This window comes from Bdellovibrionota bacterium (assembly GCA_040386775.1).
Taxonomy (GTDB): domain Bacteria; phylum Bdellovibrionota; class Bdellovibrionia; order Bdellovibrionales; family JAEYZS01; genus JAEYZS01.
The window spans coordinates 246,316-265,093 of record JAZKEU010000017.1; the positions used below are offsets into that span (position 1 = coordinate 246,316).

The 18,778-nt window shown below is 39.4% G+C and carries 18 protein-coding genes; 7 read left to right on the forward strand and 11 right to left on the reverse strand.

Annotated features, from left to right (window positions below; all coding sequences use genetic code 11):
* The 6 genes from V4596_11340 to V4596_11365 all read right to left on the reverse strand — a co-directional run.
* A partial coding sequence (locus V4596_11340) for a hypothetical protein (GenBank protein MES2769727.1) occupies nucleotides 1–401 on the reverse strand: 401 nt, incomplete at its 3' end.
* An 84-nt stretch (nucleotides 402–485) separates the two neighbouring features.
* Nucleotides 486–818: a preprotein translocase subunit SecG gene (gene secG / locus V4596_11345; protein MES2769728.1), complete on the reverse strand. Its 333-nt coding sequence runs from the start codon at nucleotides 816–818 to the stop codon at nucleotides 486–488.
* Nucleotides 819–925: 107 nt separating this feature from the next.
* Nucleotides 926–1,684, reverse strand: a complete 759-nt coding sequence (gene tpiA, locus V4596_11350) for a triose-phosphate isomerase (protein MES2769729.1) — start codon at nucleotides 1,682–1,684, stop codon at nucleotides 926–928.
* Entirely contained in the window at nucleotides 1,681–2,925 is a 1,245-nt protein-coding gene (locus V4596_11355; GenBank protein MES2769730.1) for a phosphoglycerate kinase, read from the reverse strand. Before V4596_11355 ends, tpiA begins: the two co-directional genes overlap by 4 nt.
* Nucleotides 2,926–2,927: 2 nt before the next feature.
* The gene (gene gap / locus V4596_11360; protein MES2769731.1) at nucleotides 2,928–3,935 is read right to left on the reverse strand and encodes a type I glyceraldehyde-3-phosphate dehydrogenase; all 1,008 of its coding nucleotides are present in this window, start codon (nucleotides 3,933–3,935) and stop codon (nucleotides 2,928–2,930) included.
* A 96-nt stretch (nucleotides 3,936–4,031) separates the two neighbouring features.
* Nucleotides 4,032–4,379 carry a hypothetical protein gene (locus tag V4596_11365; GenBank protein MES2769732.1) on the reverse strand — a complete coding sequence of 116 codons (348 nt, stop codon included), beginning with the start codon at nucleotides 4,377–4,379 and terminating at the stop codon, nucleotides 4,032–4,034.
* Between the two features lie 205 nt (nucleotides 4,380–4,584).
* On the opposite strand from V4596_11365, the gene V4596_11370 reads away from it, so the two are divergent.
* Together V4596_11370 and V4596_11375 are read left to right on the forward strand one after the other, a co-directional pair.
* The gene (locus V4596_11370) at nucleotides 4,585–6,429 is read left to right on the forward strand and encodes a thioredoxin domain-containing protein (GenBank protein MES2769733.1); all 1,845 of its coding nucleotides are present in this window, start codon (nucleotides 4,585–4,587) and stop codon (nucleotides 6,427–6,429) included.
* 112 nt (nucleotides 6,430–6,541) lie between these two features.
* Nucleotides 6,542–7,792 (forward strand): hypothetical protein, encoded by a 1,251-nt coding sequence (locus V4596_11375; GenBank protein MES2769734.1) that lies wholly within the window; start codon nucleotides 6,542–6,544, stop codon nucleotides 7,790–7,792.
* Here the strand turns inward: V4596_11375 and V4596_11380 are convergent.
* Nucleotides 7,789–8,481, reverse strand: coding sequence for a response regulator transcription factor (locus V4596_11380; protein ID MES2769735.1), 693 nt, complete (start codon nucleotides 8,479–8,481; stop codon nucleotides 7,789–7,791). The two genes, V4596_11375 and V4596_11380, sit on opposite strands and share 4 nt — an antisense overlap.
* 169 nt (nucleotides 8,482–8,650) lie before the next feature.
* Here V4596_11380 and V4596_11385 point away from each other — a divergent pair, with 169 nt between their 5' ends.
* The 4 genes from V4596_11385 (at nucleotide 8,651) to V4596_11400 (ending at nucleotide 12,699) form a co-directional block, all read left to right on the forward strand.
* Nucleotides 8,651–9,541 carry a hypothetical protein gene (locus tag V4596_11385; protein ID MES2769736.1) on the forward strand — a complete coding sequence of 297 codons (891 nt, stop codon included), beginning with the start codon at nucleotides 8,651–8,653 and terminating at the stop codon, nucleotides 9,539–9,541.
* A 4-nt stretch (nucleotides 9,542–9,545) separates the two neighbouring features.
* On the forward strand, nucleotides 9,546–10,874 hold the full coding sequence (locus V4596_11390; GenBank protein ID MES2769737.1) for a 5'-deoxyadenosine deaminase: 1,329 nt from the start codon (nucleotides 9,546–9,548) through the stop codon (nucleotides 10,872–10,874).
* Nucleotides 10,871–12,016, forward strand: coding sequence for a DUF2062 domain-containing protein (locus V4596_11395; protein MES2769738.1), 1,146 nt, complete (start codon nucleotides 10,871–10,873; stop codon nucleotides 12,014–12,016). Before V4596_11390 ends, V4596_11395 begins: the two co-directional genes overlap by 4 nt.
* Before the next feature lie 68 nt (nucleotides 12,017–12,084).
* A complete protein-coding gene (locus V4596_11400) occupies nucleotides 12,085–12,699 on the forward strand; it encodes a hypothetical protein (GenBank protein ID MES2769739.1) in 615 nt (204 codons plus the stop codon).
* Nucleotides 12,700–12,757: 58 nt separating this feature from the next.
* On the opposite strand, the gene V4596_11405 is transcribed toward V4596_11400, so the two are convergent.
* Complete coding sequence (locus V4596_11405; GenBank protein ID MES2769740.1) at nucleotides 12,758–13,981, reverse strand: M48 family metallopeptidase; 1,224 nt, start codon at nucleotides 13,979–13,981, stop codon at nucleotides 12,758–12,760.
* A 265-nt stretch (nucleotides 13,982–14,246) separates the two neighbouring features.
* Here V4596_11405 and V4596_11410 point away from each other — a divergent pair, with 265 nt between their 5' ends.
* Nucleotides 14,247–16,406: a thrombospondin type-1 domain-containing protein gene (locus V4596_11410; GenBank protein ID MES2769741.1), complete on the forward strand. Its 2,160-nt coding sequence runs from the start codon at nucleotides 14,247–14,249 to the stop codon at nucleotides 16,404–16,406.
* A 79-nt stretch (nucleotides 16,407–16,485) separates the two neighbouring features.
* Here V4596_11410 and V4596_11415 read toward each other — a convergent pair whose 3' ends face one another.
* The 3 genes from V4596_11415 to V4596_11425 all read right to left on the reverse strand — a co-directional run bounded on the left by V4596_11415 (nucleotide 16,486) and on the right by V4596_11425 (nucleotide 18,775).
* A complete protein-coding gene (locus V4596_11415; protein MES2769742.1) occupies nucleotides 16,486–16,944 on the reverse strand; it encodes a single-stranded DNA-binding protein in 459 nt (152 codons plus the stop codon).
* Between the two features lie 182 nt (nucleotides 16,945–17,126).
* The gene (gene gspN / locus V4596_11420; GenBank protein ID MES2769743.1) at nucleotides 17,127–18,101 is read right to left on the reverse strand and encodes a type II secretion system protein GspN; all 975 of its coding nucleotides are present in this window, start codon (nucleotides 18,099–18,101) and stop codon (nucleotides 17,127–17,129) included.
* A complete protein-coding gene (locus V4596_11425) occupies nucleotides 18,101–18,775 on the reverse strand; it encodes a hypothetical protein (protein ID MES2769744.1) in 675 nt (224 codons plus the stop codon). Before V4596_11425 ends, gspN begins: the two co-directional genes overlap by 1 nt.
* Nucleotides 18,776–18,778 lie beyond the last annotated feature (3 nt).

Consider the following 18,778-nt stretch of genomic DNA (forward strand, 5'->3'; position numbering starts at 1 on the left):
TGATTGGGAGCTCCGGCCTTGATGACCTTGAAATCCCCTTTTAAGAACGTGATTTGAATTCTACCTTGTTCATCTTTCTTAGGATTTTCGATAACTATCAAAGAATTTGGCTCCACTTGGATCTCAAAGCCTGAAGCAAAAGTGATTTTGGCGCGAGAGCCTTCATCGGTGGTGATAGTGTCTTGGTTCTTGAGTTCCTGTTCGTCGCGTGCATTCTTGTATCTGAGAGTCTTAGCAGCTTTAAAGCGCACTTTGCCTTCGATATTCTGAATGGTAGCGATGGTCTCTCTAGTGTCCTTCGGTGTTAAAGACTGGTCGATCCTTTCTACGATCGCTTCGTGATAAATGATCACGCCAAGTCCCAATAACAAAAATAAAACCAAAAGAATATTCTTCTTCATCTAATCCTTGCTCGTCCTTTAGAGACGATGAATTAATTATTACGTTAGATGACGTTTTTGGCTAGTTGATAATTAGTTAGCTGACTACTTAGTTTCTGGAGTCGCTGTTTTTTGAGTTTCAGCAGGTGCTGTCATTGGAGCACTTTGGGTTGTAGCGGGAGGAAGGTCATCAAGAGCACTTCCGCTTTTTTCAGAAGAGAGTTTTGTAAGTAGTAAGCTAGTTATTGCAAAACCTAGAACTATATATCTAGTCATCTTGAAAAGAAAATTAGGAGCGCCAGTCGGACCCAAGATAGAATTAGAAGATCCACCGCCGCCACCAAATGAACCGCCCATTGCACCTTTAGAATCTTGAATAAGAACTAAAGTTATTAAAAGTAATGCTGCGATAATATGAAGGACTGCTACAAAAGTCATTTATGTGATCTCCTAAAAATAGAAAGAAATTTATAAGCTTAAGCGTCCAACTAGGCCACATATTTTTACAATAACGCAAAGAGTCGCATAACATCGCTAAAGGCGACTTAGCGCCTTTTGGTTAATGCAATCTGGCAGATTTGAGCGAGACTGTCTGGTTTAAGAGAAGCTCCGCCAACTAGAAAGCCATCGATATCGGGCTTAGAAATAAGCTCTTGTGCGTTCTCAGGTTTAACAGATCCGCCGTATAGAATTTTATAAGTATCTAAGCCTGTGATTTTTTGAAGAGTTTTTCTTACAAAGGCATGGGCTTCTTGAGCTTGTTCTGGGGTGGCGACTTCGCCGGTGCCGATGGCCCAAACAGGTTCGTAAGCAACAATAAGGCTTCCTTTGCGATCAAAATGTTTTAGCCCCACTTCTAATTGTTCTTTTAGAACATCAAAAGTTTTTCCGCCCTTTCTTTGATCCAAAGTTTCGCCAATGCAATACATTGGAATTAAATTATGAGCCTGAGCGGATTTAATTTTTTTAGATAAAAGTTCATTGTCTTCTTTAAAGTGACTGCGTCTCTCTGAGTGGCCAATCAAGATGGCATCTGTTTTCATGTCTTTAAGAACCTTAGGCGAAATTTCGCCCGTAAAGGCACCTTCATCCTCCGTGTAGCAGTTCTGTGCTCCCGTAAGAATGTCCACATTTTGTTCGGCCAAACAATCTTCCACAGCTTGTAAGCAAACTGTTTGGGGAAAAATAAAAACCTGTTTTTGATTTGCTGGTGGGAGTAATTCTAAGAATTTTTTAAGAAAGGCCGTAGACTCTTCGGGGTTCTTATACATCTTCCAATTTGCCGCTACAACTTTTTCTATCATGGTGATGGTTCCCTAATTCTGGTTCTTAGAACTTCCAATCCAGCTAATTTATCGCCTTGAAGATATTCTAAACTTGCGCCGCCGCCGGTAGAGATGTGGCCGACTTTATCTGCATAACCTGATTCATTGAGTGCCGACACGCTATCGCCGCCGCCCACAACGGTGAAGCCTTCACATTCGCTCACAGCCTTTGCGATGCCCATCGTTCCGCGTTCAAAACCTTTTTTCTCGAATACGCCCATGGGGCCATTCCAAAATACAGTTTTTCCTTTAGCAATTTCTGCTGCAAATAATCTTCGCGATTTTTCGCCGATATCTAGGGCCATTAGGCCATCTGGAATATCTGGAGTTCCAACAACTTGCGGAATTGGATTTTCAAAATTTTTTGAGCAGACATGATCTATGGGAAGTAGCACTTTTTTGTCACGAGCTTCAACTTTTTCCATAAATCTTTTTGCATAGCTCACTTTGTCTTGCTCTATACGAGAATTTCCCACTCCTTGTTTCAGGGCGGCCATAAATGTATAGGCCATGGCACCACCGATGATGAAGGTGTCTACGCGATCAATCAGAGCATCAAGTACGCCAATCTTGTCGCTCACTTTAGATCCGCCAAGGATTGCGATGAATGGGGATTCGTAATGATAAAGAACTTTATCAAGCATTTCGATTTCTTTTTTCATCAAGAAACCTACGCCCTTTGTTTTGATAAGTTTCGGAAGAGCATCAATAGTAGAATGAGCCCGGTGAGAAGCACCGAAGGCATCGTTGATGTAAACATCTGCGTATTGCGCAAGCTTTACGGCAAACTTCTCATCATTTTTTTGTTCTCCAGGAATGTATCTTACGTTTTCAAGGAGAACGATCTGATTTGGTCTAAGAGTTTTCATTAAGGCTTTTGGTGCATCGCTCGCAGGGTCTTCGATCAAGTGAATTTCTGCATTGAGGAGCTCATGGAGTCTTTCAGCAACTGGTTCTAGGGAATATTTTTTGTCAAAACCCTCAGGCCGTCCAAGATGCGATGCAATCATGAGTTTGCATTTATTGTCTAAGCAATACTGGATTGTTGGAATGGCTTCTCGGATTCTTGTGTCGTCTGTGATCTTTCCATTTTTCAAAGGTACGTTGAGATCGAGTCTTAAGAAAACTCTTTTTTCTTTGATATCGAGTTCTTCGATAAATTTAATTCCCTTTAAGCCAGGAGTAACCGGGGCCGGGGTTGCTGACGGAATAAGAGTCATGACTACAAACCTTTTGCTTTCATAAATAACGCTAGATCAACCATTCTGTGCGAGAAGCCCATCTCGTTGTCGTACCAAGAAAGAACTTTGATCATGTTTCCTTCGATCACCATCGTTTGATCCAAATCAATGATGGAGCTAAAAGGGGAGCCGATAAAATCTGTACTCACGAGAGGATCTTTTTCGATTTTCATAATGCCCAACATTTCTTTTTGCGAAGCTTTTGTTAGTGCATCGTTAACTGATTCGATTGTAACTTGTTTTTTTGTAATACCAACGAAATCAACCAGTGATACATCTGGCGTCGGCACTCGGATACTCACGCCGTCGATTTTTCCTTTTAGATCCGGAAGAACTTCGCCGACGGCAATAGCTGCCCCTGTTGTTGTCGGAATCATGGAGAGAGCGGCGGCTCTAGCGCGTCTGAGATCTTTGTGACCTGCATCAAGTAATCTTTGGTCGCTAGTGTACGAGTGAACGGTGGTCATCATACCTTTTTCGATCGTAAAGTTCTCGTGAAGAACCTTAACAAGAGGAGCAAGGCAGTTTGTGGTGCAAGAAGCATTGGAAACGATCTTATGTTTACCTGCATCGTATTGCGTGTGGTTCACGCCAAATACCGCGGTGAAATCGACGCCTTCAGCAGGAGCTGAGACAAGAACTCTTTTTACGGAACCTTTAATGTGTTTTTGGAAATCAGCAGCTGATTTGAAAGCGCCTGTACATTCGAACACGATATCCACTTCCCATTTGTCCCAAGGGATATCCGCCGGATTTTTGGAGCTTGAAACAGGAATGCTCTTCCCATTAACGAGTAACCCGGCAGCGTTATGTCCAACTTCGAAAGGAGCCATGCGGTGAGTACTGTCGTATTTTAAAAGATGCGCGCTCGTCGCGATATCTGAAGTGTCGTTGATTCCAACAAAATCCACTTTGTCATAACCGGCTCTAAAAACCATACGACCAATACGACCAAAACCATTAATTCCAACTCTCAATTTGCGTGACATATAAGTTCTCCTGATAAGAACTTATATGTACGCTTTTAGTAGGAAATTGGCAATGAGTCCGACCTAAAGTCGAATCGCGTCAAGGCTAACGCTTTTCTACTGACACTCTTCAGTAGGGCATTTTGCGATTTCTAAAACTTTTAAGTTTGAACTATTCACTGGTGTAACGATCAATACGTTTTTAATGCAACCGAAATGATTGTCGTATTTCATTGAAAATCCTGGAGCTGTGATCAATCCAGATCCGTGTCCATCCCAAACATGGTCTACATTGTTATGAACAGTTGGCTTTGATCCTGTTGTTACAGTAACTTTATTGTCTTCAACGACAACTTTAACTCTTGGTCCAAATTGTTCTCTTGTATCACAAACGATGCGTTCAGCTTTTGCGGTACCTGCCGCTAAAATTAATCCTATTGCTCCTAATGTTTTCAATGCTTTCATGATTTCCCCTTTTATTGTTTTCAAAAATAATCTCTAAATCCTTGTGATAAGGTTTAGTGAGAGCACAGGTATAAGTCAAATATGATATTCCTTATACTTACTATAACATTATACTTATCATAGGAATGAAATTTATAGGAAGCTAGCCGCTCTGGGGACAGTATTTACTTTACAGTTCGCAGGTAATCTATAGATTAGATTGTACATGAACCACTTAAAAAATGAGAAAAGTCCATATCTTAAGCAGCACGTCAATAATCCGGTCGATTGGTATCCGTGGGGAGAAGAGGCTTTTGCCAAAGCGAAGAGCGAGAGTAAGCCTATCTTTTTATCTATAGGTTATTCGACCTGTCATTGGTGCCATGTGATGGAGCATGAATCGTTTGAAGACAAAGCTGTGGCAAAAATTTTAAATGAAAATTTTGTTTCCATAAAAGTGGATAGAGAAGAACGTCCAGACATCGATTCGGTTTACATGACCGTATGTCAGATGCTGACCGGCCATGGTGGATGGCCTTTAAATATTTTCTTAACACCGGACAAAAAACCATTCTTCGCAGGAACATATTTTCCTAAAAATTCAAAATACGGTAGAGTCGGTTTGATTGATCTTTTGCCACGAGTTTCAGATATATTTACTAATAAAAAAGACGAATTGAATCTCACTGTGGATGGCATTCAAGCTGCTCTCAAAGAATCTCAAAACAACAAAACGGTGAGTAGCGATTTTGATTTAGAATTTTTAGTCCACAAAACCAAAGAAGAATTGAGTGGAATGTTTGATAATGAAAATGGTGGATTTGGAATCAAACCCAAATTTCCATCGCCTCATAAATTGATTTTTTTACTTGAAAATTACAAGCTCACCAAGGATCAAGAATCCTTAGCGATGGTGGAAAAAACTCTTTTCAAAATGCATCAGGGTGGGTTTTACGATCATATTGGAGATGGGTTTCATAGATATTCCACAGATGAGAAGTGGATCCTCCCGCACTTTGAAAAAATGCTCTACGATCAAGCGTGGCTTTCCTATGCTTACACCTTTTGCTTTGAGCTCACCGGGAAGTCTTTCTACAGGCAAATTGCGGAAAACATCTATGACTTTGTTTTACGAGAAATGACAAGCTCAAACGGTGGTTTCTATAGCGCTTTTGATGCCGATACAGACGGGGAAGAAGGTAAGTTCTATATCTGGACGGTCAACGAACTGGAGAAGCATCTCAGTGCCGAAGAATTGGCTTTTTTGAGAGAAGATTTTGAATTTTCTTTTGAAGGAAATTATTACGACGAGGCCACTCAGCAAAAAAACAATCATAATATTTTCTATCTAGAAAATTCTCTCGAAGTAAAAACAGAAAAAGATATTGAGACATTCTTTACAAAGTTTGCCCCAATCAAACAAAAACTTTTAGAAATTAGAGCACAGAGACCAAAACCTTTGAGAGACGAAAAAATCTTAACGGATTGGAATTCGATCATGGCTGCATCATTTTTAAAAGCGGCCAAAGTATTTGATTTAAAATCTTCTCTAAAAGCTGAAGTTTATAAAAAAGCCGGTTTAAAAAATATCGAATTCATTATTAGTGAAATGAAACTCGATGATCATCTTTTCCATAGAACCTGCGATGATGAACTTCAAAAGTACGAGTTTTTGGAGGATCAAGCTTCGTTCATTTGGGCTTTGACTCATGCTTATGAACTCACGGTCGATAAAAAGTATATTTTGATGGCAAAAGATCATATTCATAAAGTTGAGACCGAGTTCAGTGATCCTAGTGGCGGCTACTTTCAAACTCCGCAGTCTCAAGAAGTGGTATTGATGCGTATGAAGGATCTCTATGATGGAGCCATTCCATGCGGTAATTCCATATATATGACGGCCCTTACAAAATTGACTCTTTATCTCAAGGATCCGATTCTGCAGGAAAAGTACGAGCAAAATATCCAGAAAATGTTTGACCAAATTGTATATTCTCCCTCGTCTAACACGTTCCTGACAATGTCATGCTTGTTTTTTCTACATCCTTACTGTGAAGAAGGACTTTGTTAAGAGTCGCGCTGCATTTATGTGGAAACTACCAAATCTCTAAGATACGAATATTCTCGGTTTACATTCAAATAAAAGAATAACTAACGGTAAGAAACTTTCATGGGGGGATTTAATGAAGTTTTGGGCACTTATTCTATCGGTTTTTACGTTCGTAGGGGTTTCGTCTTTCAGTTCTAGTTCGGTAGCAGTTTCAAATCGCATCGAAGAAAAGCAATCGGAAAAAAAAGTCAAGAAAGCTTGTATTGGCCAAAAGAAATACGGTGAAAATTCTGATTATATTGTCACAACTGAAAGTGATGAAATCAAAATTATGTCTTATAATGTAGAAAATTTGTTCGACACTATCCATGATGAAGGACGAGATGATTATGAATTCCTACCTATAGATAGTGCGGAAAAAGAAAAATGTGATTTCAAAAAAGGTTATTATAAAGAAGCTTGCCAGAAAACAGACTGGACAGATGACAGACTTGAATTGAAGTTATCGCAAATTAAAAAAGTCGTTGAAGCTCAAGGCGAACTTCCAGACATGCTCGCAGTTCTTGAAGTTGAAAATGTGAATGTGGTTTCCCAGTTGGCAGATTACTTAGGTTACCCAAAATTTCTCGTTACATCAGGTGAAGATAAGAGAATTGAACTTGCTGTTCTCTACAAAGAAGACAAAGTTAAATTAAAAGAAATGAAAGAAGTGAAGATCGTATTTCCGTCAGAAGTGGGACAAAAGAATACGCGCAATATTTTGGTGGCAAACTTTATAAGTCTAAAAAACAAAGATCAAATGATCGGTCTTTATGTGAATCATTGGCCATCTCAAGCTTCCCCATCAGTGACGCGTGTAACAGCCGCTAAGCACATTAGAAAAACAATTGATCAATTCTCAAAGAAATACAAAGACAACTACCATGTGGTAGCGGTAGGGGACTTCAATACGATCGAAAAGGACAGTCCAAAACCCTTTGATATTATTCAAGATAAGGAATGGGAATATAGTCTCCTTGATGTAGAACAAAAATATAGAAAATCTTCTTACAAGAAAGATCCTAACAACATGTTAAAGAAAATGGCTCCAAGCTCTTATTACTACAGTGGTGATGGAACTTGGAATCACTTGGACCGCATTTTTGTGAGTTCAAACTTAGTAGACAATAAAGGTATGGAAGTGATGACTGAAACGTTCAGAATCCTTGCTCCAGACTTTGTATTAAAAAGTGTGACTCCAAAATCGAAAAAAGACGAAACAGAAGAGAGTCGCGCGAAAGCTTGCACGTTCTCGGCTCCAAAAAGATATTTTCATAATGCCACAAATCCAAATGCTGCGGGATTCTCAGATCATATGGGGTTAATTGTTAAGTTGAAACTTTAAACGTGCAATCTGTAGCCAACACCACGGATTGTTTCGATTGTTTTTCCGTAGGTATTGAGTTTTTTACGAATTGCACAGATGTGAACATCAATCGTTCTTTCTGTTACTGAATTAGTGCCATTGATGCGTTGGATAAGTGATTCTCTAGAAAGAGGTTTTCCGTCAGCCTTTAAAAGCTCTTTTAGAATGTTGAATTCCATTAAAGTGATTTCTAGATTATTGCCAAGGATTTTTACTTTGTAAGAATCAAAATCGACTTCAAGATCTCCTTTCACAAGAATGTTGCGACTAGAAATTGAGGAAGCTGAGGTCTTTTCTTGGTAACGATTTAAAACTGCTTTTACTCTTCTCAAAAGAACATTCACAGAAAAAGGTTTTTCGATATAGTCGTCGGCACCCATGTCAAAAGCATTAACGATATTGTCTTCGCTCGAAATCGCAGTTAAGAATACCACCGGTAGATCGGCATATTTTGCATCACCTCGGAGGCGAGATAGAACTTGAGAGCCCTGTATATCGGGTAGATTGTGGTCAAGGATCATAAGATTAGGCCTAAAGCTTTCTAATACTTCAAACGCTCTTTTGCCGTCGTTCACAGAAATGGTTTTGTAGCCGTTTTCTTCAAATATACTTGTCAGAAAATCTCTGAGCTCTGACTCATCTTCAACTAGTAGTATGCTATTGTTCACAATTCCCTCCGTGATAAACCATCAAACAATATTAGTTTAACGCACTCGGTTTCTTAATATAAATTAAGATGATCTTAATAACAATAAATATGACTTAAGTCCTGATATGATCGAATTTTTTGATAAACTAGCCAAGATACTAATAAAATAAGGTATATAGGGGATCAACATGAGACTGCATCATTTGTTAATTTTAAATACAATATTAAGTACGATATTATTTTCACAATTTTCTCAAGCGGCGTACGTAGAAAAAGTGAAGGGCAAAAAGATACTGGTCTTCTTAGATGGAATGTCTGTGAGTAAAGGAGATATGGTAGAAACCATTGATCCCACGTCGAAAAAGAAAACCGCTATTCTGAGAGTCACGACAGTAAAAGACGATAAAGCGATTGCAGAACTTGTGCGTGGTAAGGCGAAAATCAATCAAACAGTGTACACAAGAGCAGCTGGAAAATCTGTTGAATCACCGAAAGAAATGCCAACGACTAAAAAATCTGTAAAGAAAAGTACTGTTGCCAATCACAACTCCACATTTGCTATCGGCGGTATGTTAGGAGTTGGTTTTGATACCATGGAGCTAAAACTTCCGTACCCAACTCCCACTGAAACAGTAGAAACCACAGGTATGGGATTCAGTTTAATGGCAGTTGCTGATATGAAGCTCAATGACTGGTTCTCAGTGAGAGCTCTAGCGGGGATGGAGCAGTTCAATGTAAAAGGTGACTCTGTGGATGGTGGTTCAGGTGGTTATTGTGTAACTTGTGAAACAGAAATCACCTACTTCAAAGGAGCGGCTTGGGGTAAAGTGAGTTTATTCAGCTCAGTTTGGGCGGGATTAGGTCTTGGGTTACAGCATCCTCTCAGCAAAAAGACAAATGCTCTTGATGAAGCATCAATCAAAAGTGAAGCCGTATACATGTTTGGGGGTGGAGCAGATGTTGAATTAACAGATAACATGTACATCCCGCTTCAAATTGAGTACGGTATGACTCCAAGTTCTGACTTTGCAAAGTCAACCTACTATGGCGTTCGTGCTGGGGTTATGCTACGTTATTAAACTCATGAAATATTTAATTCAGAATTCAACTCTCATCCCAATGATCAAAGATCGTGAAGTATTATCTAACGATCTCTTGATTGAAAATGGAATCATCAAGCAAATCGGAAAGATTCAACCGGATTCAAACACTCATGTGATTGATGCCAAGGATTGCTTTACTTTACCCGGTTTTATCCAAGGACATATTCATCTTGTACAAACTCTCTTAAGGCATCAAGCCGATGATTTAGAGCTTTTGGATTGGCTAAAGGAGCGCACCTGGCCCTTTGAAGCCGCAATGGATGGTGATGCCATCGAAGCATCAAGTCTGCTCGGAACTTCAGAGCTTTTGTTGGGTGGAACAACAACAATTTGTGATTACGGAACCACACACTCTCATGAAAGAGTCTTTAAAGTCGTAGAAAAAATGGGATTACGATACATCGGTGGAAAAACTCAGATGGATCAAGGTGAAGGCGTTCCAGCCCCTCTTTTAGAAAAAACAGATACTTCTTTGAGAGAAGTCTATGACCTTGGTAAAAAGTGGCATAAGGCTCATGGGAACAGAATTCAGTACGCGGTTACCCCAAGGTTTGCCGTGAGCTGTACAGAAAATCTTTTGAGAGAATCGGTAAAAATGGCTCGCCAAAATGGTTGGTATTTACAAACGCACTCTTCAGAAAACAAAGGGGAGATTGAGCTTGTCGAAAAATTAACAGGCAGAAAAAATATTTCCTATTTAAATGACTTAGAATTTTCTGGGGAAGATACAATTCTCGCTCACTGTGTGCATCTCACTGAGAAAGAGATGGCGATTTTGGCAGAGACAAAAACAAGAGTATGTCATTGTCCTGGTTCCAATTTAAAATTGGCATCTGGTATTGCGGATATTCCTGAAATGTTAAAAAGAAAAATTCCCGTGCTGTTAGGTGCAGACGGTGCCCCGTGCAACAATCGCTTAAGTATTTTTAATGAAATGGGATTGGCAGCCACGATTCACAAGGTCAAATACGGTCCATTGAGTATGCCAGCGTGGCAAGTTCTAAAGATGGCTACCGTAGATGCAGCCAAAGCTCTAAGGCTGGATAAAGAAATAGGCACGTTGGAAGTGGGAAAGAAGGCCGATATCGTTATTTTGTCTCGTAAATCTCTCTCGATGAATCCTGATGGCGATCCCGCCTCACAAATAGTTTACGGTGCTCATCCTAACGATGTGGCTTACGTTTTTGTAGAGGGAAAAATGCTAGTGGATAAATCTAAACTGACATCTGTAAAAGAAGAATCAGTGATCGAACAATCTCGAGATGCTTGGAATAGAACCCGTCCTAAAATGAAAGAATTTATTGTTTGAAAAACATTTTTCAAAAAAATATTTTAAACCCCATCGTAGATTTATTAAAGCAAGGGCTAACTCCTGAGAAATTAGCACTTTCCCTTTGTGCAGGGATTGCAATCTCATGTTTTCCGGTTTTGGGATCCACAACAATTTTGTGTGCGCTATTTGCTCATTTTTTTAAGGTGAATCATATTGCAATTCAGATCGCCAACTATGTTTGTTATCCTCTCCAATTCGCTCTATTAATTCCTTTCTTTCTAATGGGTAATTATATTTTTGGTTACGAAAAAATGATTTTTAACATTCAAGATATGCTTACTCACTTTCAAATCGATACTGTAGGTTTTTTTCAGACTTACACAGGCCTTGCCTTACGGGCTTGTGTTGCTTGGTTGATAAGCGCTCCTATTATTGGATTGGCAACTTACTATCCACTTAAAATACTTGTTCAAAGAATCTCTAAGAAGCAAGCGGCTAGCATGGTGATATTAATTTTTTTTACAAGTATAGCAAATGCGGAAATTTTTAAATTCACAGGTACAGCTAAAAATACAAAAGGGGAAGTGGTCTATACAGAAAAACATAAAGTTATCCTTGATAATAATAAAGTTATTTCAAGTGAAACGCTTTACTATAGCCATGAAGATAAACTTATTGCGGAGCTTAAATCAGATTATAAAACCAGTATGTTTTTACCAGAATATATCTTTAAAGATCTAAGAAGTGGAATCGAACATATTGTTGTTAAAGATGGCGACAAGCTGTTGTTAAAGTCTAAAGAAAATGAAAAATCTAATATAAAAACAAAAATTATAAAAGCATCTGAGAAGATGGTATCTTGCCAAGGATTTCATTATTTTATTCGAGAGAATCTTGATAAATTTAAAAGAAATGAAGACAAGGACATTCAGCTTATTTTACCAGGGTTATTGGATTATTTTACATTCAATATAAGAGCTCAAGACAAAAAACAGACAGAAGGACCTATTGTAAATTTAAAAATGACGGTAAATAGCTGGGTTTTAAAAATGTTTGTGCAAACAGTAGATATCGAATACGATACAATTAAAAAACAACTTTTAAAGTATCGGGGTGCCTCTAATATTTTAACTGATAGTGGCAAGACTCAAGATGTTGAAATTACGTATCAATATTAAATAGCAAAACTTTTTTTATCTAAAGTTTTTCACCTATGTCTCCGATTGAGATACAAGAGGAAATAATCGTGAAAACTAACATTCTACATTCTATGGCGAGAATAATAGTTTTGCTTTTTTGCACGTCACTACTGATTCCTTTTCAGAATTGTTCTGTTTATAAATCCGAAGGCAGAAAAGATTTTTCCAGCAGTTTAGATCAAGCTGCAGACAAAGGTTGTTATCCTTACATTGATACAAATTTAGCTATGGAATTTATGGATATCCTCGATGACTCTTTGAATGTTTATAAAAATAAAGTCGAGGGCGAAGATGCGCACTCCTGTGATTTTAGAGCAGCAGGGCATTTACTTAACCATATCAATTGCAAGATTTCTCAAGGAAATGGTGAACACGCACTCTTATTGAAACAAAATGGTGCCCTTGCTTTTGAAGATACGCAGGCCATTTGGACAGCGCCTGCAGCGGGAACTAGGCCGGGATTTGTAGGTAACAATCATGGTGGTTACATCACTTTAGATGCAGATGGATTGTACACCATTAAATATCTCGCTCTAGATGATAATGAATTAAAAGGTGTCGGTTGTGCAGTGAGACTCACAATTCCTGATTACAACACAAACGCCATCGCCACCCAAAACACGCTCTCAAAAATAACTTTAGAAATGGCGATGAAAAGGTGAGCCGCACCTTTTCCAAAGTTTCGCGTTATTTGACGCAGATCTGTGGAAAAGGTGCGGCTCACCTTTTCATCGCTTTTACTCTTTGGATTACAGGTGGGTGGGTGTATTCAAAAAAAACTTTGAGAGGGTGAGGATTTAAATTCGATAATGAATCCACTGACATTTTTTTTAAAGCATTCACTAATTCTTGGGAGTGGCCGTAGGTTCTCGCGGCATAACTGTCGGCCTCGAACTCATATTTTCTAGAAAGATAGAGACTATAGAGGGAAATCATTGTTGAAATCGGAGAATAAAATATTCCAAAGAATACAAAACTTGCATAAATCGAAATATTTTCCATCTGGAAAGCTTTGAATATTTCAGGGTTTTTCATGAACAAAGAAAAAACATAAAAAGTTAGCCCAGTTGTAAATATAGAAACAAAGAGCTGTCTAAAAATATGTTTTTCTTTGTAGTGACCAATTTCGTGAGCGAGAATGGATACTAACTCTTGCTGCGTGTGCTTTTGGATCAAAGTATCAAAGAGAACGATTCTGCGGAATTTTCCAAAACCGGTAAAGTAGGCGTTGGCCTTAGTGGAGCGTTTACTGCCGTCCATTTTAAATAGCCCTGAAAGTTTAAAATTTTCCTTTTTGGCAAAATTTTCGATTTCTGTTTTTAGAGGTCCCTCTTCAAGGGGTTCAAATTTATTAAAGAGTGGCATAATGGTCACCGGTGCTATAAACATCACAAAAAGTTGGAACAAAATAATAAAAGCAAAAACCCAAAGCCAAGCGTTATTTACAGTTTCAAAAAACCAGAAAATAACAGCGAGAACAATTCCTCCTATCAGAACTCCCATAAGAACGCTTTTGAATAAGTCTCCAATAAAGGTTTTCGGTGTGGTTTTATTAAAACCAAATTTTTCCTCTATAACAAAGGTATCATAAATATGAAACGGTAAACCAATAAGTCCACCCAGAAGCGAAAGTGTTGCGATGTAAAGTAGTCCTTGGAAAATAGGATTTGAAGTGACATCTCGAATTTGTAAATCAATAAAATTAAATCCACCCAATGCGATAAAGGTAACTAAAAGCAAAGTGGAGATTGCTCCTTCGAGTAACGCGAACTTAGTGTTGGTCTTTAAGTATGCTTGAGATTTTTTGTATTTTTCTTGATCATAAAAACCTTGAAATTCAGTCGGAACTTCCGTTTGGATGTTCTTGATATTCAGGAGGTCAATGATTGAAGAAAATAGGTAGCTACCAATGATAATTATAAAAACAATATACTCTAGCTTCATATGCTTTAGCTTTGAATAGGGCGCTAATTTAGTCAATATGCTCCTCAATATAAGTGCTATTAAATAAAAATTTTTATTCTCAAGTTAAGACATTTTATAGCCGATAGGTTGGATATAGAAGTTTGTGTGTCTTTAAGAGACACCATTCTTGGAATTGATGAATTCTGATAGCCATCAGCTGGATATAGGTCCAGAGAGGCGTAAGTTTCATTACATATTTTACGTTAAGTTCTGCGATAATGTATCTATTGAGGGGTTATTAATTATGAAGAGTTTCACTGCACATATCGTAAGAAAATGGGCTTTCTATTCTGTGACTATTTTTTCCACAGTAGTTTTAGTGTCCTATCAAAACTGCGGAAAAGTAAAATTTAGCGCTTCAAGAGATCAAACGCTCACACCACAGTCTTGCGGATCTATTTCAATGGCTCCACCTAACGGATTGTCAGAAAATACAAGTGTGGCCTTTACAGTGACACCTCCGAATGGGATTACAATATCAGATCTTTCTTGGAGCTTTACTAAAGGTTCAAGCTCTACAGTAGTTTATTCGACAACAACAAATCCAGCAGTTCACACATTCAATCATGCCAGTGAGGGTGTTGGAGATTATTTAGCTACGGCAATTTTTATGAAGAGCGATGGTAATGGTTGTGAACTTGCACAATCGTTCCAAATTATCACGGGTGATCTTTGCGTTGATCCTTCGGGTATCAGTGGTCCAACGGTTGGTTTTGTAGGTGAATTGACATCACCATTCTCTGTCGACTACGAAGATTGTTTTGTTGGAACTGCAGTTTGGGATATGGATAATGATGGAATCCCAGAGCATACAGTTTCTGTGACGGATTCAGTAACTCATACTTACACAGCACCAGGAACTTACACCGTGACTGTCACGGTGATTGATGGCGAAGATAACTCGCAAACAGTTTTAACTTCTACAATTGTAGTTAATTATCCGAATTGTCCAAATGGAGCAACAAATCCACCTGATTGTAATCAATGTCCAGTAGGACAAACTCCTGTAGGAGGTCAGTGCGTACCGAGTTGTACGAATGGTGCCATCAATCCTCCGCTCTGTACAAACTGTCCAGCAGGTCAAACTCCAGTGGGCGGTCAGTGCGTACCCAATTGTCCGAATGGAGCAAATAATCCTCCGACATGTACAACATGCCCAGTGGGTCAAACTCCTATTGGTGGTCAGTGCGTACCCAATTGTCCAAACGGCGCAACAAATCCGCCTTCATGTACAAGATGTGATGCGGGTCAAATTTTAGTAAATAATCAATGCATAAACGATTGTCCAAATGGAGCAATCGATCCTCCTGCGTGTATAACATGTTTACCTGGACAATTTATTATTGGAGGTCGATGTACGACTCCAGTAAATTGTATGGTGGGTACAACTCAAGTTCTGCATGGAGCAACTAGAACATTCTACGACAATTCGAATGTAGGTTGTGGAGCGGGTCAGTCTCCAAGTTGCGCAAGCCAAGCTAGAACTTGTGATAATGGTGTGATGAGCGGATCACAAAACTTCGCTGCGATTGCATGTCAGTCGATAAGCTGTCCAACAACTTGTCAAAATGGCGCAATCAATTTTCCAGCATGTACAACGTGTCCGGCAGGAAGAGTTATTGTTGACGGTCAGTGTGTTATTCCATCAGGTTGTAACGTCAATGGAACTCCGATGGTTCATGGAGAAACAAGAAGCTTCTATCCATCTTCAGCAGTTTCTTGCGGAGGATCTTGTACTCCAGAATCTAGAACTTGCAACAACGGTGTAGTCAGTGGAAATACGGCAAATACAGCTACAACTTGTTCAGTAGCAGCATGTACATCTTGTACTCTAGATGGAATAACGGTGGCTCACGGTCAGTCGAGAGATTTCTTTATTGAGTCCGCGGTAACTTGTAGTGGATCGTGTTCTTCGATTTCTAGAACTTGTAATAATGGATCGTTCACAGGTGATCCTGCTTACAATCGCGCAACTTGCGTAGAAGCAATCTGTAATCACAATTGGCAAATCGGTGAATGGAGTGCCTGCAGTGTGACAGCATGTGGACAAACAGGAACGCAAACTCGATCTGTAATTTGTATGAGAAGTGATGGTGTTGTAGCTGATGATTCAGCTTGCGGAACTAAGCCTGCGAATGTGCAAGCATGTTCTACGGCTCCTTGTAATCAAGCAGGGTGTTGGACATGCGTAGGAACTGATTCTGAATGCTATCCAGGGCCTGCAGCAGGTTGCGGATACGGAGGATACTTGAGTGCACATGGTGGACCCGATTTAAGAAAGACATCTTGTGCGCAAATAGGTGATAGAGCCGGCTTCCAAAGATCACGTCCATCAGGAGTTATCTGTGATGGCGGTTGGTTGTCTTGTGAACCATGTAAACCTAACGGCATTGGCGGAAACTAGAATCACAGTATTCTAAAAATAAAAAACCCAAGCGAAGGCTTGGGTTTTTTATTTTGTACTTTAGATTTTATCTTAAATACTAAAATGGAATTTCTTCGTCCGAATTAAATGATGGCTCTGCACCAAAATCTTGAGCAAAGTTATCGCCACCACCTGCAGATTGAGAAGATGCGCCAGCTCCAGCATTTGCAGATCTTTCACCCGCAGCGCCTAAGAATTGAACTGTGTTTGCTACAACTTCTGTAGAATATTTTTTTTGACCAGAAGCTTGATCTTCCCAAGAACGAGTTTGAAGTTTTCCTTCAACGTACACTTGGCGTCCTTTAGCTAAATGTTGACCACAGATTTCAGCCATCTTTCCCCAAACTACAATTCTATGCCATTCAGTTTTTTCCTGCATGTCACCAGTCTGTTTGTTTTTCCATGATTCGCTAGTCGCAACAGAAAATCTCGCGATAGCTTGGCTTGTCGCCGTGTACTTTAATTCTGGATCTGACCCAAGACGACCAACGATGATGACTTTATTAACTCCTGCCATAATATTCCTTCCCCTATCATTTTGACTTAAACTTAATTGTTTCTCGTTAAGATAGAGCGCTTAGTTTCAGTAAAACTAAATCAGGAGAAAGACTCGAGTCAAAAAAATAAAAGGTGAGCCGCACCTTTTCCAAAGTCTTGCGTCATGTGACGCAAATCTTTAGAAAAGGTGCGGCTCACCTTTTAGAAAGAGTTGGCTGGGGTCATGCGGGGAGGGCCGTAAAAATTGGCTCCGGAGACTTTAAAGATGTATTCACGGCCTTGTGGGGTTTCAGATTTTTTATAAGAGTCTAAAAACCCTAGGAAAAGTCCGGCTTTTGCTTGGTAGCTGGGTTTTGTTTTGATCTGTATTGTCAAATCAAAGGCCCCGGGATTTACGTTGACTTGGCCACCTGAACTTTGAAAGTTCAAACTCATGGTTCCGCGAACCTGGGCATAGAGTTCATCGGAAGGACTTCCGATTTGGGCCTTTTCGATATTCAATTCACCTTTATTCATCTGACCTTTTAAAATCAATTCTTGAAGCTTTGTATCGGGGAGGGCCAAGGGACCAATCGGAGTGGGCACACTTGCTGCCGTAATATTTATTCTTGTGGCTTTTAAATCCACCTGTGCATCTGGCTGCTCAGAAAAAGAAGGGTCGATCACGGCATCGGAATCTAAATTCATTTTTCCTTCCAGAGTCATCGGAAGAGCAAGAAGTTGAGAGAGTTTGGACAACTCAATTCCTTCGGCATCAATAGTAATATTTTGCTTTAACGCTCCCGAAGTGGCTTTAGAGCCGCCGCGAGTAGTGAGATCTAAATCTCCATCAAAAATTCCTTTAGCACTCAAAGAAACTCCAGGCTTAAATGACAATAGCCCTGCAATCGAAGGAGAAACCATCACGCTATCCGCGGAGAGAGGAGGGAATTGAATTCCTTGCGCCTTCACATCGGTCAATTCCAATCCTGGACTTGGTAACAGTGAAAAGTGCAGTTCCTTGAACTTTAAAAAGACTTGATTCTGGGTGAGCTTTGCAATTTGAGTGGTCACATATGAGCCAAGGTCACTGAACGGAAAGAGTAGAAATAAAAAAACCACATACGCAAGAAATCCTAAGAAAACTTTCTTTTTATTGTTCTTTAAAAAAGTAAGAAACATGCGCAAGTATTTCATTATTCTCTTTTATTCCTTTGATTTTTAGGAGCTGCGGCTGCGGGGGCAGCTTCTTTTACGTTGAAGCTAGAAACTCTGAACTGCACATCATAAAAATGCACGTCCGCTTCGGTGGCTTTCATTTCTAAATTTAAAACTTTCACCAATGGAGAAATTCTATCTAATTCATAACCGATATCTACAATTTGCTTGAGAGTGAGTTGTTTTAAATGGGTCTCGATCCCTGTGGCGTTGATTTGTGGAGGAATCAAAGTAGAACCTTGAGGGTTTGTAAATTGAGTTTCACTCAATGAAGTGATTTGTTCTTTGGTTAAACCTTTTTCAGTTAAAACTCGGTCCACTCTCATTTTTAAATCCGCCGAGGTCAGCCCGAGACTTTGAGGAGGAATGTTTTTAATTTCTTGAGAAACTTCTAAAAGTTCTGCGATGGTGAATTTGGTATCTTCAAACTCAGCGACAGAGTCTTGAGAAGAAGAATGCCAAACATAGGGAATGCTGAACACCACTAAGAAGGCCATAAAGAAAGCCAAAAACACCACAAGTTTTTGGCCTCGAACTGGAAGATTATCATATTTTTCGCGAAGTGAAATATAGGTATCGGATTCTTGAAATTGATCCCAACGAGCAAGAACGGGGTCTTTTAGCTGATCAAATATTTCCTTTAACTTATCCATCTG

Bases quoted from the DNA above. Each gene is read 5' to 3' on its own strand.
- V4596_11415 (MES2769742.1), bottom strand. From the start codon at position 16,944: ATGGCAGGAGTTAATAAAGTCATCATCGTTGGTCGTCTTGGGTCAGAT.
- gspN (MES2769743.1), bottom strand. From the start codon at position 18,101: ATGAAATACTTGCGCATGTTTCTTACTTTTTTAAAGAACAATAAAAAG.
- V4596_11405 (MES2769740.1), bottom strand. From the start codon at position 13,981: ATGAAGCTAGAGTATATTGTTTTTATAATTATCATTGGTAGCTACCTA.
- V4596_11365 (MES2769732.1), bottom strand. From the start codon at position 4,379: ATGAAAGCATTGAAAACATTAGGAGCAATAGGATTAATTTTAGCGGCA.
- secG (MES2769728.1), bottom strand. From the start codon at position 818: ATGACTTTTGTAGCAGTCCTTCATATTATCGCAGCATTACTTTTAATA.
- V4596_11370 (MES2769733.1), top strand. From the start codon at position 4,585: ATGAACCACTTAAAAAATGAGAAAAGTCCATATCTTAAGCAGCACGTC.
- tpiA (MES2769729.1), bottom strand. From the start codon at position 1,684: ATGATAGAAAAAGTTGTAGCGGCAAATTGGAAGATGTATAAGAACCCC.
- V4596_11390 (MES2769737.1), top strand. From the start codon at position 9,546: ATGAAATATTTAATTCAGAATTCAACTCTCATCCCAATGATCAAAGAT.
- V4596_11375 (MES2769734.1), top strand. From the start codon at position 6,542: ATGAAGTTTTGGGCACTTATTCTATCGGTTTTTACGTTCGTAGGGGTT.
- gap (MES2769731.1), bottom strand. From the start codon at position 3,935: ATGTCACGCAAATTGAGAGTTGGAATTAATGGTTTTGGTCGTATTGGT.
- V4596_11385 (MES2769736.1), top strand. From the start codon at position 8,651: ATGAGACTGCATCATTTGTTAATTTTAAATACAATATTAAGTACGATA.
- V4596_11355 (MES2769730.1), bottom strand. From the start codon at position 2,925: ATGACTCTTATTCCGTCAGCAACCCCGGCCCCGGTTACTCCTGGCTTA.
- V4596_11410 (MES2769741.1), top strand. From the start codon at position 14,247: ATGAAGAGTTTCACTGCACATATCGTAAGAAAATGGGCTTTCTATTCT.
- V4596_11425 (MES2769744.1), bottom strand. From the start codon at position 18,775: ATGGATAAGTTAAAGGAAATATTTGATCAGCTAAAAGACCCCGTTCTT.